The following is a 14,836-nucleotide window of genomic DNA, read 5'->3' on the forward strand; positions in this document are numbered from 1 at the left end:
TGGCGCATCGCGCCGATTGATAGGGACGATTGCTGCGCTCGCACGCTCGTGGTGAACGAGACATCTGCGCTGTCTGAGGTGTCGGATGTGTCCGGGCCGTCAGGAGCACGGGTTTGAGCGACGTGAATCCGTCAACCATCCTCCTCGACCATGCGCACGACATCGTCGGCGCATCCCCATGACAACGTGAATCCACCGCCGCCGTGTCCGTAGTTGTGGAGCAACCTCGCATGCCGCGAGTCGCGCGCCACGCGCACCGTCCGCCGCACGGGCCGGAAACCGACCCGCGCTTCGATGACGCGAAGTCGCGCCACCCCCTCGCACAACCGCGAGCAACGCTCGACAATGTCGTCGATTCGCGCGTTGCCAACGAGCGTCGATGTGAGTTCCGCGTCGGCCGTTCCACCGAGAATGACGTCATGCCCGCGATCGACGATATAGGATGGTGCGACCGGGTCGGAATCGTCGATGAAGCAGCCCTTCACGCACGGGTCACTCGCCGCGCGCAGCACCACGGCTCGCGACAACGCTAGGTCGTCGTCGCCGAAACGTCGGCTGCCGTAACCACAGCAATTCACCACCCAATCCGCCTGATCGAGCAGAGGTATGGGGTCGTCGACCCGTGTCAGCACGCACCGGCCGCCGGCGTCGAGAAAGGTATTCATGAGATAGCGCAGATAAACGGCGGCGTCGGCAACGGGCACGTCCATCCGGTATGCACATGCAAATCCTTCGGGAACGTTGTGCGGTGCGACCCGGCTGAGGCGGCGAGCGCATTCGGCCCACCATGGCGCTCCCGCGTCGTGACGAAAGTACTCGGTCAACGCTCGCATGCGGATACCCGATGACGCATCCTCAGCGAGCCGGGCCATCGTTGCGTAGGTTTTTCCGGCGCGAGCCAGATAAACAAAGTCCGGCGCCTGATAGAACGGATGCCAGATCGCGGCGGCAAGTGCCGAGGTCGTCTGCGACGGCCCCTCGGCGGCATGCACCTCGACATCACATCCTGCCAGGCAAAGCGCTACGGCACTGGTCAGTCCGCTGACGCCTGCGCCGAGCACGACGACCTGTCGACGACGCGTCATGGTCGCGCATCCGCCTTCCCGGCGAGCCGCCGGTTGTCTTGCGTATGGTGTGGCCCGACATCCAGGATGTCGGGGGCGCCATCCAATGGCGCGTGTTCCGACGCCTGTGCGGATTTGAGCCCGCTGCCCGTGCCGAGCACCACCACGCGCGCTCCCGGTGCGATCAGCCCGCTTGCCAGACAATCGCGCAGCGCGGCGTAGCCTGCCGCCGAAGATGGCTCGAACCAGAGGCCAAACTGCTGCGCGAGGGCGCGCGAGGCCGTCATGATCTGTGCGTCGCTGATCACAACGCAATCGCCACGCGTCGCCCGCAATGCGCTCAATGCAGCGAAGTGATCGCGCGGACGCTCGACACAGAGGCTGTCGGCCACCGAATCGGGATGCACCGCAACCGGCGCGTCCGGCAGGTCGATGTCGCGGTGTCTCCCGTGCACCCGCCAGTCTCGCGCAATGCTGTTCGAGCACTCGGCTTGCGCGGCGAGCAATCGGGGGACGGACGACGTGATGCCAAGGGAGAACAGATCGAAGAATCCCGTTGCGATCCCGGATAGCAGGTTACCGTCTCCCGTCGGGACGATTACCCAATCCGGTACTTGCCAATCGAGCGACTCCGCAATTTCGAATGCACACGTCTTCTTTCCCTCTCGAGTGAACGGATTGACGCCGGTGTTTCGGCAGCAGACCCGCGCGTCGTCGGCCATCCGCTCCGCAATATCGAACGCGGTGTCATACCCGCCCTCCACCAATCGAACCGTCGCGCCATATGCGCGGATCTGCGCCAGTTTCGCCGACGGCGCCGTGGCGGGCACCAATACGGTCGCACCCATGGCATGCGACGCTGCGATGCAAGCGAGCGATGCACCGGCGTTGCCGGTCGACGCCGTGACGACTCGCGTGCATCCCGATCGTCTCGCTGCGGCGAGCACCAGCTCCGTCGCCCGGTCCTTGAGCGAACCGCTCGGGTTGCGCGCTTCGTCCTTGACCCAAAGGTGCGCGCCGCGCTCGACACCGCAGTCGACCAGCGGCGTTCCGCCAACGGCCAACCGGCTGCGCCAGCGGGCTTCGACAGGCAAGAGGGCCGCGTAGCGCCACATGCCCTGGCCACGGAACGCACGGACAAGATCCGCCGCGGCGGGCGAATGGCTGTCGGCTTTGCGTTCGACCCGCAGGTTCTGGCCGCACACATGACAACGATACCGAATGCCATCCCACGGTTGCGGCGTCGCGCATCGCACACAGACATAGTGGTAGGAAAACGCGCAAGTCATGCCAGACACCCCGGGTTAAGCAAATGGGCCATCACGGCGTTCTGCGCGTGCAGCCGATTCGCCGCCTGCGCGAAGACCCAGGACGAGGGCCCATCGATCACGTCTTCCGAGACTTCCTGCCCGCGGTCAGCCGGCAGGCAATGCATGTAGCCCGCACTCGGCGCCGCGCCCTGCATCACCCGCGCATCGATGCGCCAGTCGCGGTGGCGCTCGAAGACATCGCGCATCGCGGCTTCATCGACGGATTCCCCAGGTCGCTTCGGGAGATGCGCAAGACTGCACCACGACTTCGCGTAGACGACATGCGCACCGTCCACGCCGGCCGGCAATTCGTGCGTGACGCGAACGGATGCGCCGGTCTGCCCGGCAATCTGCGCCGCCGCCTGCATCACGTGAGGATCGAGCGCGAAAGCGGGGGGTGCGCCAGCGTCACATCCATCCCCGTTTTGACCGCTGCGAGCAACAAACTCTGCGGCACCGCCACCGGCTTGTGCCAGCTTCCCGAGTACGCCCAACTAATGCATAGCCGTCGGCCCGGGAGTTCGCCCAGCGCTTCGCGCATCGTCATCACATCCGCCAGCGCCTGACATGGATGAAATCGATCGCATTCCATATTGATGAGCGGCACGTCGCTCCACTGCGCGAACGCCTCGAGATGACGATGCGCCGCGCCGTATACCCATCCTGCGGGCTCGCCGTACATGCGAATCGCGATGGCATCGCCGTACGACGAGAGGACTCGGGCGACGTCGGCGATGCGCTCCGTCGCGTAGGGAATTTCGGCGTCCGGAAGCGCCGGCGTATAGATGCCGTGACGCGGATCGAGCACCACCGCGTGCCCACCCATTCGCGACAACCCGGTCTGGAAGCTGCTTCGCGTACGCAACGACGCGTTGTGGAAGAGGAAGTAGATCGTACGGCCATGCAACACCGCTTCCGTGTGAATCGGATAGCGTCGCTTGAACGAAAGCGCGGCTTCAAGCAACGCGCAATAGTCCGCCGCGCGCATGGTCATGTCGGGCGCCAGCCAATGGCAAGTCACAGGTGCCTCCTCATCCTCATCATTCGGGGGGCCGCCAGCGACCCACGCGATGCGCAAACCGCTGCGTGCACGACATGCCGAGCCGCTCGAACAGGCGCCTCGGCACCAATGCCGCCTCCATCATCTGCACGCCGACCTGCAGCGGATCGACGCTGTCCCGGAGAATCCGATCCGCATCGCGCGACGTCACTCCCACGGCACACAGATGCGCGTGCCACGTGGGAAGCTCGGGCGCGAGAAAGGCCATCATCAACTCCGGCACGATCGCGTCGAGAAAAGCGCGCTCATCCGGCGACAGCAGGGGCACCCACTCGCCGACGAAGCGCACGAAGGCCGCTTGATGTCGCATCTCGTCCGCGCCATGTTCGGCCAGCAACGTGCGCACCGGCGCGTAGACGCTGTCGCCTGCGCCCGCCTCACGCAGCGTGCCGGTAATCAGCGTCTCGGTGATCGCCGCCGCTGCCACGACGGCCGTCGCCCGAGAGGGTAAGGGGGCGCCTTCGCACAACGCCATCACCCGCGTGACGCTGAGCGACGAACATTGCGTCAGCGCATATCCGGTGGCCACATGGCAATGGCGGCGAAAGCGCTCCATCATCCACGTATGAAATCCCTCATCTGTATAGATGGCGAGGAGATCGTCGCGGGTCACCGACCGGATGCCCGGGATGTCGAGCATTTGTTCAACGGCGCGATTGACGATATGCAGCTCGACGCGCTCCGTCCGGTTCAGATAATCGGCCAGACGCAACGCACTCAGATGTTGTCGCGTTGCTTGTCCCCGCGCGCACACCAGCGGATGCATGGCATACGGCATGAGCGACACGTTGAACAGCAGATCGTCAGGCCGAAGCGCGGGGAACGGCGTCTCCGTTGCGCAGCGCGTGACGGCCGCGACCTCGCGCCACGGTCGCAGCTCGGGGCGGCATCCGGGGGCGTCGATCGATGATGGATCAGCCATGCGCCTCCCCCACTGGAGCTGGTGTTGGCGGATGCGACGCAAGGGACACCAGACCGGCGCGCTCGGGACCGAGGCCGATACCCGCCAGCGGCGCACCGATATGTCGTTCGACGAACTCGATGAAGCCACGCATGGCAGTGTCCAGTGTTCCGTTTCTGCTGCGCGCGATGGCGCTTTCCGTCAACCCCGTGTAGATCTTCAGTTCGGACGCCCCACCGCCGGACAGGGCGTCGCGTTGCACCCTGACGGGCACACCTTGGTAGGTCGACTGAAAATAGTGCGTCAGACAGTCCACCTTGTTGAGGTAGACACAGTCGACGGCGTGCATCCTGACGACGTCGTTCAGCGCGGCGAGATCCAGGATGCCGATACGGCGTGGCCGCCCCGTGCCCGTGCCATATTCGCCAGTGAGCATGCGAAGCGCAGTGCCGACATCAAGCGGATCCTGGGACCGCAACAGCATGTCGGGAGAATGACGTTGCGCCTCTTCAATGATCCCCACCCGCGATTGCGACGCCTCATGGCAATACTGCGCGGAACGCTCGCCGCCGAGTTCCGACGGGAACGGACCACGCCCGACGCGCGACATGATGGCCTTGGCCACCCCAATGGTTCGGCGGTGGAATTTCGGCGGCAGGTCGCCGCCCACATACGCATAGGCCGGCACCGTGTGACTCGACGTGACGAAGGGCTGCGTGCCGTCGACGACGTCGAGCAACACCGACTGGGCGCCTTCGAACAACACGCGCCCGCCGGCCATCACGCGACGGGTGAGCCAGCTCCGATCCGGCTCGAGATAGGGACGCAGGGTGTGAGCGACCTTCGGCAGGCTCAACAACAAGTCCGACAGCTCCGCCATCCAGGGGCACGCGCCGCCCTCCGCGTTGATCATGCCCGTGAGCACCCGGCGCATGGCCATCACCGTCTGCGCCTCCCGTTCTAGCAAATCTCCGAACATCAGATTGACGCGCGTATCGTTGCGCACGCGCAAGGCGCGATCGGCGTAGCACGGGCCGATACCGTTGCCGGTCGTGCCGATGGTGTCGCTGCCGCGACGGTCATGCGCAATGTGATGAGGCTGAACCAGCGCAGCTCTCGCACTGATGTGCAGCCGTCCCTCCAGCGAGATCCCCATGTCGTGCAACTGCTCGATTTCGTCAGCCAGCTTCCAGGGATTGATGGCGCAGCCCGAGCCGATGTAGAGCTCGGCATGCGGGTGGAACACGCCGGACGGCAATTGCTTCAGGGCAATCTTGCCGAACGGCGTGTCGATGGTGTGTCCCGCATTGGCGCCACCATTGAAGCGGCCGATCACGTCGTAGTCCGGCGCCAGGGCGTCGATGATTTTTGCTTTGCCTTCGTCGCCATATTGCAGGCCGACCAGGACGTCGGCATAGCCTGCTGCGCACTTGGATGCGTGGTTGGAACAGCGGGAGACAGTGTTACAGGTTGCGGAGGTCATGCGCGTTGCATATCAAGGAAGAAACGGGGGACAGGTGCTTGCCGAGCCGCCAGCCGTTCGTAGACCCAGTGGCCGACGGCGACGTCCAGAATGCCGAGACCGAACGGGGAAAATACGACCGGACGATCGTACGTCGGAGGCTCGCCGCCACTTAGCAGGTGAGGCAGCGATGTTGTGACGAAGCGGCGGTGGCCGGTCGCCATTTCGGCGAGGTGCAGCGATGTCTGAGCACGCAGGCAATGATCGATATCGTCGACGACGTTGCACGACGCCCGTACGATCTCGGGCGCGAGATCGCGCAACGACAGGTGAAGCACGAGCGGGCAGTGAGAAAACCACGCGACATCGTCGACATACGGCGCCGCCGCCGTCGTCGCGAACACAATCACGTCGGCCTGCCGCACAGCGCGTTCGAGCGATGGCTCCCCATGCGCGGGGTAGCCGAGTTTCGTTTCGACGTGCGTGGCCAGCGCTTTCGCGGAATCGGGACGCAGATCGTGCACGATCACCCGCTCGATCGGCGTGGCGCCAAGCGGCAGGCATTGCGCCACATGGCGCGAAATCACCCCCGCGCCGATAAGTGCTACGCGCACACCGCCAGCGCGGACCGGCGTTCGATTGGCGCCAAGACGGCGCAGCGCGCTGATCGCGCTCGCCGCGGTGCGCGCGGCGCTGACGATGCTCGCCTCCATGCAAGCCATCGGATAACCGGTCGACGCGTCGTTGAGAATGAGCACCGCCGACGCGCGCGGCATGCCCCGCTCGACGTTGCCGGGAAAGCTGGATATCCATTTGATTCCCGTCACGCCCTTGCCGTCGCCTTCACCATTGCGAATATGCGCGGGCAGCGCGATGATCCGGTTGGACCGCTCATCCGGGAAACGGAGAAACTGGCTTTGCGGAATCACGGTACGCCCGGCGTGGTGCGCGCGGTACGCCGCCTCGACCACGGCCAGGATGTCGGGCATGCCTGCGCGAATGGCAGCGTCGACCTGCTCGCCGGTGAACACGCGAAATTGAGGCGATGGCGGCGGGGATGGCAGGGGGGATGGAAGCGGGGATGGAAGCGCGTTCATGACAGCGACGAGCTCGCGACGTCCACCGGATCGAACACGGGCCCGGCGTCCCTCTTCATTGCCATCGATGCATGACGCGGCCCAATCGGGGTCGTACACCGTTTCGAGATACTTGTCGCCCATGTCGGGCGCGAGTGCCACAACCGCGTCGCCGGCGGCAATATCGGCAGCCGACATTCGCACGGCATGCAGCACGCTGCCGGTCGATCCGCCCGCGAGCAACCCGCGCCGCGCAAGGGCATGGCACATGCGTAGCGTGTCCGGCTCGTCGACATGGACGATGGCGTCCGGCCGTTCGGCATTCGGCCCCTCCCTCAGCGCCGGACGGCAGCTGGCCCCCAGCCCGGGAATGCGCCGCGGCCCCGGCGAACCGCCGAACGTGACAGAACCGGTCGCATCGACAGCCACGACGCGCGTGGCCAGACGATGCTCTCGCACGTATCGCAAGCACCCCGTCAATGTGCCGGTGGTCCCCGCACCCACGAACAGATGATCGACGCGGGGCAGCGCTGCAAAGATCTCGGGCGCTGTCCACCGGTAGTGCGCGCGCCAGTTTCCCGGATTCGCGTATTGGTTGAGCCACACCCATCGCGCATCGCGCGCCACGGTCTCGCGGATCCAGGCGATACGTGTGCCGAGGTAGCCGCCCTGTGCATCGCGCCGCGCCACACGCACGATCCGGGCGCCCGCGGCCTGCATCGCCCGGGTCGCCTGGCGCGAAGTATTGGGATCTGTCACGCAAGTGAAGCGATAGCCGCGATTGGCGCAGATCAGCGCAAGCGCCACGCCCAGGTTGCCGGAAGACGATTCGACGATCTGCGTATCGGCGCGAAGTCGGTCCGTCGCCTCCAGTTCTTCGATCAGTTGCAGCGCCGTCTTGAGCTTGATCGACCCGGCCGCGTTCAAGCCCTCTAGCTTGAGATGGACGGTGGCCCGACACAATCCGTCGATGCTCGCAAACGCCGGCAGCGACGGCTGGAGAAACGCGCCGTTCACGTGAAGCGTCAGTCCGTCTCGCGAACTGGCACCCATGGCAGCGGTCGCCGTCGTTTCGTGCTGATACCCCACGGATCACCTCCCGAAATCGCGCCCGAAGGCGACGCAATGACATGCTGACGCGAGCGATTCGAGTGCAGGGAATCCGCAGCCGGATGGCGCCGGCATCGCGGAATGATGCTCCCGAACGCGCCGTGCTCATGCACGCCGTGAAGCGTCATTTAAGCGAACGAGACGCGCGCCGGCCACCTGCATGGTCGTGTAGGACGCAGGATGCGGTGAACTAGCCGGCCCGGCACCGCCGGGCAGAAAACTTGATGGAAGGGGGAAACCTGGTGGGGGAAACGTTGTGAACGCAAACGCGTTCAGCGCGGTCGGCCGCCGCGTCCGATATCCTGAATGCGAACCACGGCATTGCCCGCCGCGTCCGTCTTTTCCGGAATCTTCCAGGCGTGACCATAGACGAGTTCGAACGTCAGCGCGATCGTGCCGTCGGCGCCACGCTGGCGATCCAGGGCCGCACGCAACGCGGCCAGACGACCGCGTCCGGTAAGGCCCGTGCGGCGCTCCGGCCGGGGGTTCACCCCCAGCAGCCGCACGTCGCGCAACAGCGTGTCCGGCGACTCGAATGTAAGCGTGAGGCGCTCCATGTCGGTGACCGGCGTATCGAAGCCGCTGGCGACCATCATGTCGCCAAGATCGTGCATGTCCGTCGGTTCGAGCGCGTGCGGCAGATCGTCGACCTCCGCCCACGCGGCACGCAGCTCGCGCAACGTATCGGGACCGTAGGCCGAGAACATCAGCAAGCCGTCGGTACTCAGCACTCGGTGCCATTCCGGAATGACGCGATGCGGCTCGCGATACCAGTGCAGCGCCAGATTCGACCAGACCAGATCGAACGAGCGCGCCGCGAACGGCAATGCGGAAAAGTCGGCCTGCACCACGCCGTACGGAGGCGCGCTGCGCAGCAAACGCCGCCATCCTGTCGCCGCACCGGCTGCGGCGGCCGATCGCGCCATGGCGAAGGAAGCATCGAGTCCCACGCGATAGGCGTCCGGATAGCGCTCGCCGAAACCCAGCAGATCGCCGCCCGTGCCGCAGCCGGCATCGAGCACGCGCCCGGGGTTGAGCTTGATGTAGTCAAGCCGGCTCGCGAGTCGAGACGCCACCTCCCGCATGAGGAAATCGGCGTCCGACCAGTTCGGTGCACGGCGATCGAACGCGGTGCGCAGGAAGCGTGCGCTGAACGCGGAAGACGGATTTTGGGGGGCGGCAGAAGGCTTCATGGGACAGGCGAAAAGGCGAGTCGGCAGTATACTCGCTGCTGCCCGAGCGCATTGGGCACCGCCGCGCCCCGTCGTGCCGAACACACCCGGCCACGGGGCGTGGGCGCCTGTGCAAGCTCGCCCACGGCGAAGTCCGGCCTTCCGTCGACCGGCGTCGATCGGCAATTCCCGCACAGCGCCCCGCCGCGCCACACCAGCCACACCAGCCACACCACTGACTCCCGCTATCGCCGTGACCATCGTTCGCGCCACCCTATCGACGCTTGCCAGGTTTGCCGGGACACTGCTGCACTTGGCACTGCCCGATCACTGCGCGTTCTGCCATCGCCGCGCCGCGCGACAGCTCTGCGCGGATTGCGCGAACGTCTTCGACGTCCACCGCAGCGATCCGCCGCAACGCTGCGCCCGATGTGCCGTCGCGCTGCCGACGGCACGCGACCCCCATCCGGACGCCGACGCGCCCGCACATGCGACAATTTGTCGCACCATGCCAAACGTCATCTGCGGACAATGCCTCCGGTACCGGCCGGCCTTCGACGCGACGATCACCCTCGCGGACTACGTGGCGCCACTCGACACGCTAATGATTCGTCTGAAATACCATGGCGCCCTGCCGTTCGCCCGCGAGTTCGGACAACGTCTCGGCGACGCCCTTCTCGAGCAGGCTGGGGACGAGGCTCCGCTGGTGGTGCCGGTGCCGCTGGCACCGTCGCGGCTGGCGGCGCGCGGCTTCAATCAGGCGTGGGAGCTCGCACGTGTCGCCGCCCGGCGCGCGCGCCTGCCGGCCAGCGCCCGTGCGCTGCATCGCGAACGAACGACCACCGCACAGCGCCGACTTACGCGTGACGCGCGGCAACGCAACCTGCGCAACGCCTTCACGGCAAGCGCACTCGTTCGCGGACGTCGCGTCGTGCTGGTCGACGATGTAATGACGACCGGCGCCACTTGCGATGCGGCCGCAGCCGCGCTCAAACTGGCGGGTGCCACGCATGTGCTCGCCGCGGTCGCCTTGCGTACGCCGCCTTCCCGATAACCCTGCCCCCAAGACCATGTTCAACGTCGTTCTCGTCTGCCCCGAAATTCCGCCCAACACCGGGAATGTGATCCGCCTGTGCGCCAACACCGGCGCCCGGCTGCATCTGATCGAGCCGCTGGGCTTCCCGCTCGACGATGCGCGCATGCGCCGCGCAGGCCTGGACTATCACGAGTATGCGCAAATGAAGGTGCACAAGGACTGGGCTGCGTTTCTGGCCGCCGAAACCCCCGACCCCTCGCGCATGTTCGCGCTCACGACCCGCGGCTCGCGCCCTTTCGGCGAACTGTCGTTCGCGCCGGGCGACTGGTTCATTTTTGGTTCGGAAACCCGCGGCCTCGCCCCGGCGTTACTCGACACGTTTGCGACCGCGCAGCGCGTGCGCCTGCCGATGCGCCCCGGCAATCGCAGCCTCAACCTGTCGAATACGGTGGCCGTGGTCGTCTTCGAAGCCTGGCGTCAGCAAGGCTACGCGGGCGGGTCCTGACTGGCGAGTTCCTTCCGATAAAGCGCGAGCATCGCCTTGTCGAAGCAAACGAACTCCACGTGTTGGATCGTCGGGAAATGTGCCACCGCGTCGCGCACCGTAAATACCGCCAAAGGCACCGCCAACTCGGCGGGGTAGCCGAAGACGCCGCAACTGATCGCGGGAAACGCCACACTGCGACATCCGTGTTCCGACGCCAGGCGCAGGCTCTCGCGGTAGCAACTCGCGAGCAGCGCGGGCTCGTCGTTGGCGCCGCCATGCCAGATCGGGCCGACTGCATGAATCACGTACCTGGCCTTCAGGTGAAATCCCGGTGTGAGCTTGGCCTGGCCTGTCGGACAGCCATGCAGCTTGCGACAGGCGTCGACGAGCTCCGGTCCGGCAGCACGGCGAATGGCGCCGTCGACGCCGCCACCGCCCAGCAGCGATTCGTTCGCTGCATTCACGATAGCGTCGACCGGAGATTGCGTGATATCGCCTTGAGAAGCGTGAAGATGGACAACTTGCGACATGGGCGGGACTCCCTTGCAGCGAGTGTCGGCGACGGGATGCCGTCGCCGGGGAAGCAAAGTGCCGACAATCCATGGGGACCGCCGGCGAACCTTGCGATTCGGCGCGGAAAACGTCAGCCTGAGTGACTGTCGTCCTCGCGCTCGGCGCGGGCGTCGCGCCGCAACAACGCCTCCACCGCGGCACGCGCGGGCAAACCATCGAACAACGTCGCGCACACGGCTTCGGTAATCGGCATCTGAACGCCGTGGGCATGCGCCAGATCGCGCACCGCACGTGCACATCGTACGCCTTCCGCCACATGGCCGAGCGATGCCAGCACCTCGTCGAGCGATTTGCCCGACGCGAGTTGCAGTCCCACGGTACGGTTGCGCGACAGATCGCCGGTCGCCGTCAGAATCAAATCGCCCATGCCGGCCAGCCCCATGAACGTCTCGGGTTTGCCGCCCAGCGCGACGCCCAGACGCGTCATCTCGGCCAGTCCTCGCGTGACCAGGGCGGCGCGCGCGTTCAGGCCGAGGCCTAGCCCATCACTCACGCCCGTGGCGATCGCCAGTACGTTCTTGACGGCGCCGCCCACTTCCACGCCGACCACGTCGTCGCTCGAATAGATGCGCAATGCGCCGAAATGACACGCGGCGATCGTCAGTTCGCACAGTGACGGCACCGCACTCGCGATCGTCAGCGCCGCCGGAAGGCCCTGTGCGACTTCTCGGGCGAAACTCGGCCCCGACAGCGCTCCACCCGCGACCTTGGGGAATACCTCGGCCACGATCTGGTGCGGCAACAGTCCGGAATCGGCCTCGAAGCCCTTGCACAGCCAGATCAGATGCTTCGGCGCGTCGGCGGCCTGTGCCATATGCCCCGCCAGCGCGCGCAGGCCGGCCACCGGGACAGCGGCCACGCATAGCGCACGCTCGCCCGTACCATGGGCCAGCGCCGTCGCGAAATCGGCTTCGAATCGCAGGCGTGGGGACAGCGGACAACCGGGGAGATAAGTGGAATTCTCGTGGGCGCTGGCGAGTTGCCGGAGCAGCGCCGCGTCGCGCGCCCACAGGACAACGTCATGGCGTGCCGCCATGTGACTCGCCATTGCGGTGCCCCAGGCACCCGCACCGAATACGGCAATCTTCATGAGATGGACCCCGACGCGCGGGTCCGAGGCAGACGGACCGACGCGTCGACGGAGCGCAAGCGCTTAGTGGGTCTGGGCGGACGAGCCGTCGGGCATCACGATACCCGGGGCCGGCGTCTCGCCGTTGGCCGCCTGCTGCTCGGCCAGTTGGGCCAGACGTTGCTCGTAGAGCGCCTGGAAGTTCACTTCGGCCAGATGGATCGGCTGGAAACCGGCTCGGCTGATGGCGTCGGCCACGTTCGCGCGCAGGTACGGGTAGACGATCGTCGGGCAGGCGATGCCGATAAGCGGGTCGAGTTGCTCGACCGGCACGTTGCGGATTTCGAAAATACCGGCTTGCTTGCCTTCGACCAGGAACGCGACCTTGTCCTGGATCTTGGCCGTCACGGTGGCGATCACCGCCACTTCGAAGACGTGCTCGTTCAGACGCTCCGCCGCGACATCCAGTTGCACTTCGACGGTCGGCATCTCCTGCTCGAGGAAAATCGCGGGCGAATTCGGCTGCTCGAGCGACAGATCTTTCAGGTAAGCGCGCTGGATGCTGAAAAACGGCTGATTCTGGTCGGACATTTGTTCGTTTCCTTGGGTATGAGACGGCCGCGCAGACACGCGGCCGAACGACTATTTTGCGGGCGGTATCAGGCCGCTTGCAAGAGCGGCACCAGGCCGCCGGCACGATCCAGCGCCGAAAGATCGTCGTAACCGCCAATGTGGCGTTCGTCGATGTAGATTTGCGGCACGGTGCGGCGCCCCGTGCGCGTCATCATTTCCTCGCGGCGGGCGGGTTCCTTGTCGATCAGGATCTTCTCGATTTCCTGGACGCCACGCTGGCGCAGCAGACGTTCCGCCATCTGGCAGTAGGGACACACTTGCGTGCTGTACATCACGATCTTCGGCATGACTTGCAACTCCTCGATTACTTCACGACCGGCAGGCCGGCTTCCTGCCAGGCGGCAATGCCACCCTGGAGGCTGAACGCCTCAGCATAGCCAAGATTGCGAAGCAGCGTCTGGGCGCGCGCCGAGCGTTGGCCGCTCTTGCACACGATAAGCACCGGCGCCGCCTTGTTCTTGATGACCTGTGCGACCTTTTGTTCCACGTCGTCGAGCGGCACGTTGCGCGCCGACGGCAGGTGGCCCGCGGCGAATTCCTCGCCGGTTCGCACGTCGAGCACCACGGCGCCCTTGCGGTTAATGAGCTGGGTCGCTTCCGTGGTCGACAGACCGCGACCGCCGCGCTTGAAGACCGGCCATGCGAGCATGCCGCCGGAGACGAGCGCGATGGCGATCAGCGCGAGGTTGGTGTAATCGGCAAAGAACTTCACAAACCACCTGAAAAAGGTCAAAAGAATCCGATCATTATAAAATATTCCGTGATTGCGCCGACGGGTCTCGTTGCCGATCGCTGCGCCGGACGCCGGCGGCCTGTTCGCCGCCCTCCCCGACGTCCCTCGACGACAGCCGCAAACCCTTGCCGGGCGCGGCTGCGCGAGGCAGCAGCGACCGGACGCCCCCTTTGGCTGCCCCCGCTTTCCAACTCTGTTTGAAGTCTGCTCATGTACAAGCTCGTTCTCATCCGCCACGGCGAATCGACGTGGAACAAGGAAAATCGCTTCACCGGCTGGGTCGACGTCGACCTCACGGAGAAGGGCGTTGCCGAAGCCGCCCAGGCCGGCGAGTTGCTCGCGCAAGCGGGATTCAAGTTCGACCTCGCCTACACGTCGGTGCTCAAGCGTGCGATCCGCACCCTCTGGCACGTGCAGGACGCCATGGACCTCATGTGGATCCCCGTGGTGCACAGCTGGCGACTGAACGAGCGCCACTACGGCGCGCTCGCCGGCCTGAACAAGGCCGAAACCGCCGCCAAGTACGGTGACGAACAGGTGCACGTCTGGCGCCGCAGCTACGACACCCCGCCGCCGCCGCTGAGCACCGACGACGAGCGCAGCTCGTTCAACGATCCGCGCTACGCGAAGCTCAAGCCCGAGGAAATTCCGCTGACCGAGTGCCTCAAGGACACGGTGGCGCGTGTGCTGCCGTTGTGGAACGAATCGATCGCGCCGACGGTGCGCGCCGGCAAGCAGGTGCTCATCGCCGCACACGGCAATTCGCTTCGCGCCCTCATCAAGCACCTCGACAACATCTCCGATGACGACATCGCTGGCCTGAACATTCCGAACGGCACGCCGCTCGTGTATGAACTCGACGCCGAACTCAAGCCGATCCGCCATTACTACCTGGGCGATCAGGAGAAGATCGCCGGCGCGCTGGCCGCCGTGGCCGCACAAGGCAAGTCGAAGTAAGGCTTTCGCGCCTCGGAACCCCGCCGGTCCATCCGGCCGGGCGCCGAGACCTCGGGTCGCACGTCGCACCCTTGCGGCGTGCAACGCCCTCTCACCCCGGGCCCGGTAATACGCGGTAATCGACGCCCGGCGTCTTTTGCGTACCCCATCTCACGTATGCCCGCCCATCCGGCGCGTGATTTGCCTGCAAAAG

General features: G+C 65.7%; 16 protein-coding genes. 3 read left to right on the forward strand and 13 right to left on the reverse strand.

Annotation, left to right across the window (positions count from 1 at the left end; all coding sequences use genetic code 11):
* Window positions 1-131: 131 nt before the first annotated feature.
* The 8 genes from LV28_RS45860 to LV28_RS45900 all read right to left on the reverse strand — a co-directional run bounded on the left by LV28_RS45860 (window position 132) and on the right by LV28_RS45900 (window position 9,176).
* Window positions 132-1,085 (reverse strand): FAD-dependent oxidoreductase, encoded by a 954-nt coding sequence (locus LV28_RS45860; protein ID WP_023597809.1) that lies wholly within the window; start codon window positions 1,083-1,085, stop codon window positions 132-134.
* The gene (locus LV28_RS45865; RefSeq protein ID WP_081326965.1) at window positions 1,082-2,353 is read right to left on the reverse strand and encodes a threonine synthase; all 1,272 of its coding nucleotides are present in this window, start codon (window positions 2,351-2,353) and stop codon (window positions 1,082-1,084) included. The genes LV28_RS45860 and LV28_RS45865 overlap by 4 nt, the downstream gene beginning before the upstream one ends.
* Complete coding sequence (locus LV28_RS45870; RefSeq protein WP_058371706.1) at window positions 2,350-2,742, reverse strand: ornithine carbamoyltransferase; 393 nt, start codon at window positions 2,740-2,742, stop codon at window positions 2,350-2,352. The genes LV28_RS45865 and LV28_RS45870 overlap by 4 nt, the downstream gene beginning before the upstream one ends.
* Entirely contained in the window at window positions 2,742-3,395 is a 654-nt protein-coding gene (locus LV28_RS45875) for an ornithine carbamoyltransferase (RefSeq protein WP_155765764.1), read from the reverse strand. Before LV28_RS45875 ends, LV28_RS45870 begins: the two co-directional genes overlap by 1 nt.
* Before the next feature lie 19 nt (window positions 3,396-3,414).
* Entirely contained in the window at window positions 3,415-4,356 is a 942-nt protein-coding gene (locus tag LV28_RS45880; protein ID WP_038619616.1) for a diiron oxygenase, read from the reverse strand.
* A complete protein-coding gene (locus LV28_RS45885; RefSeq protein WP_023872960.1) occupies window positions 4,349-5,818 on the reverse strand; it encodes an adenylosuccinate synthetase in 1,470 nt (489 codons plus the stop codon). Before LV28_RS45885 ends, LV28_RS45880 begins: the two co-directional genes overlap by 8 nt.
* Window positions 5,815-7,926, reverse strand: a complete 2,112-nt coding sequence (gene sbnA, locus LV28_RS49180) for a 2,3-diaminopropionate biosynthesis protein SbnA (RefSeq protein ID WP_081326966.1) — start codon at window positions 7,924-7,926, stop codon at window positions 5,815-5,817. The genes LV28_RS45885 and sbnA overlap by 4 nt, the downstream gene beginning before the upstream one ends.
* A 329-nt stretch (window positions 7,927-8,255) precedes the next feature.
* Window positions 8,256-9,176 carry a methyltransferase domain-containing protein gene (locus LV28_RS45900; protein WP_023872957.1) on the reverse strand — a complete coding sequence of 307 codons (921 nt, stop codon included), beginning with the start codon at window positions 9,174-9,176 and terminating at the stop codon, window positions 8,256-8,258.
* 487 nt (window positions 9,177-9,663) lie between these two features.
* Here LV28_RS45900 and LV28_RS49045 point away from each other — a divergent pair, with 487 nt between their 5' ends.
* Window positions 9,664-10,209, forward strand: coding sequence for a ComF family protein (locus tag LV28_RS49045; RefSeq protein ID WP_145929420.1), 546 nt, complete (start codon window positions 9,664-9,666; stop codon window positions 10,207-10,209).
* Window positions 10,210-10,225: 16 nt separating this feature from the next.
* Window positions 10,226-10,696, forward strand: coding sequence for a tRNA (uridine(34)/cytosine(34)/5-carboxymethylaminomethyluridine(34)-2'-O)-methyltransferase TrmL (gene trmL, locus LV28_RS45910; RefSeq protein ID WP_023597816.1), 471 nt, complete (start codon window positions 10,226-10,228; stop codon window positions 10,694-10,696).
* On the opposite strand, the gene LV28_RS45915 is transcribed toward trmL, so the two are convergent.
* The 5 genes from LV28_RS45915 to LV28_RS45935 form a co-directional block, all read right to left on the reverse strand.
* Window positions 10,678-11,208, reverse strand: a complete 531-nt coding sequence (locus tag LV28_RS45915; protein ID WP_023597817.1) for an O-acetyl-ADP-ribose deacetylase — start codon at window positions 11,206-11,208, stop codon at window positions 10,678-10,680. The two genes, trmL and LV28_RS45915, sit on opposite strands and share 19 nt — an antisense overlap.
* A 113-nt stretch (window positions 11,209-11,321) precedes the next feature.
* Window positions 11,322-12,341 carry an NAD(P)H-dependent glycerol-3-phosphate dehydrogenase gene (locus tag LV28_RS45920; RefSeq protein WP_023597818.1) on the reverse strand — a complete coding sequence of 340 codons (1,020 nt, stop codon included), beginning with the start codon at window positions 12,339-12,341 and terminating at the stop codon, window positions 11,322-11,324.
* Between the two features lie 63 nt (window positions 12,342-12,404).
* Entirely contained in the window at window positions 12,405-12,911 is a 507-nt protein-coding gene (gene secB, locus LV28_RS45925) for a protein-export chaperone SecB (RefSeq protein ID WP_023597819.1), read from the reverse strand.
* Window positions 12,912-12,979: 68 nt separating this feature from the next.
* Entirely contained in the window at window positions 12,980-13,240 is a 261-nt protein-coding gene (gene grxC, locus LV28_RS45930) for a glutaredoxin 3 (RefSeq protein WP_023597820.1), read from the reverse strand.
* Window positions 13,241-13,257: 17 nt separating this feature from the next.
* Complete coding sequence (locus tag LV28_RS45935) at window positions 13,258-13,665, reverse strand: rhodanese-like domain-containing protein (protein WP_023872955.1); 408 nt, start codon at window positions 13,663-13,665, stop codon at window positions 13,258-13,260.
* A 231-nt stretch (window positions 13,666-13,896) separates the two neighbouring features.
* On the opposite strand from LV28_RS45935, the gene gpmA reads away from it, so the two are divergent.
* Window positions 13,897-14,643, forward strand: coding sequence for a 2,3-diphosphoglycerate-dependent phosphoglycerate mutase (gpmA, locus tag LV28_RS45940; RefSeq protein WP_023597822.1), 747 nt, complete (start codon window positions 13,897-13,899; stop codon window positions 14,641-14,643).
* Window positions 14,644-14,836 lie beyond the last annotated feature (193 nt).

The organism is Pandoraea pnomenusa (assembly GCF_000767615.3).
GTDB classification, from domain to species: domain Bacteria; phylum Pseudomonadota; class Gammaproteobacteria; order Burkholderiales; family Burkholderiaceae; genus Pandoraea; species Pandoraea pnomenusa.

What these genes read in the sequence shown, in the direction of transcription:
- grxC (WP_023597820.1), bottom strand. Translation starts at nt 13,240, where the DNA reads ATGCCGAAGATCGTGATGTACAGCACGCAAGTGTGTCCCTACTGCCAG.
- secB (WP_023597819.1), bottom strand. Translation starts at nt 12,911, where the DNA reads ATGTCCGACCAGAATCAGCCGTTTTTCAGCATCCAGCGCGCTTACCTG.
- LV28_RS45860 (WP_023597809.1), bottom strand. Translation starts at nt 1,085, where the DNA reads ATGACGCGTCGTCGACAGGTCGTCGTGCTCGGCGCAGGCGTCAGCGGA.
- LV28_RS45915 (WP_023597817.1), bottom strand. Translation starts at nt 11,208, where the DNA reads ATGTCGCAAGTTGTCCATCTTCACGCTTCTCAAGGCGATATCACGCAA.
- LV28_RS45880 (WP_038619616.1), bottom strand. Translation starts at nt 4,356, where the DNA reads ATGGCTGATCCATCATCGATCGACGCCCCCGGATGCCGCCCCGAGCTG.
- LV28_RS45900 (WP_023872957.1), bottom strand. Translation starts at nt 9,176, where the DNA reads ATGAAGCCTTCTGCCGCCCCCCAAAATCCGTCTTCCGCGTTCAGCGCA.
- LV28_RS45870 (WP_058371706.1), bottom strand. Translation starts at nt 2,742, where the DNA reads ATGCAGGCGGCGGCGCAGATTGCCGGGCAGACCGGCGCATCCGTTCGC.
- LV28_RS45865 (WP_081326965.1), bottom strand. Translation starts at nt 2,353, where the DNA reads ATGACTTGCGCGTTTTCCTACCACTATGTCTGTGTGCGATGCGCGACG.
- LV28_RS49045 (WP_145929420.1), top strand. Translation starts at nt 9,664, where the DNA reads ATGCCAAACGTCATCTGCGGACAATGCCTCCGGTACCGGCCGGCCTTC.
- sbnA (WP_081326966.1), bottom strand. Translation starts at nt 7,926, where the DNA reads ATGGGTGCCAGTTCGCGAGACGGACTGACGCTTCACGTGAACGGCGCG.
- gpmA (WP_023597822.1), top strand. Translation starts at nt 13,897, where the DNA reads ATGTACAAGCTCGTTCTCATCCGCCACGGCGAATCGACGTGGAACAAG.
- trmL (WP_023597816.1), top strand. Translation starts at nt 10,226, where the DNA reads ATGTTCAACGTCGTTCTCGTCTGCCCCGAAATTCCGCCCAACACCGGG.
- LV28_RS45920 (WP_023597818.1), bottom strand. Translation starts at nt 12,341, where the DNA reads ATGAAGATTGCCGTATTCGGTGCGGGTGCCTGGGGCACCGCAATGGCG.
- LV28_RS45885 (WP_023872960.1), bottom strand. Translation starts at nt 5,818, where the DNA reads ATGACCTCCGCAACCTGTAACACTGTCTCCCGCTGTTCCAACCACGCA.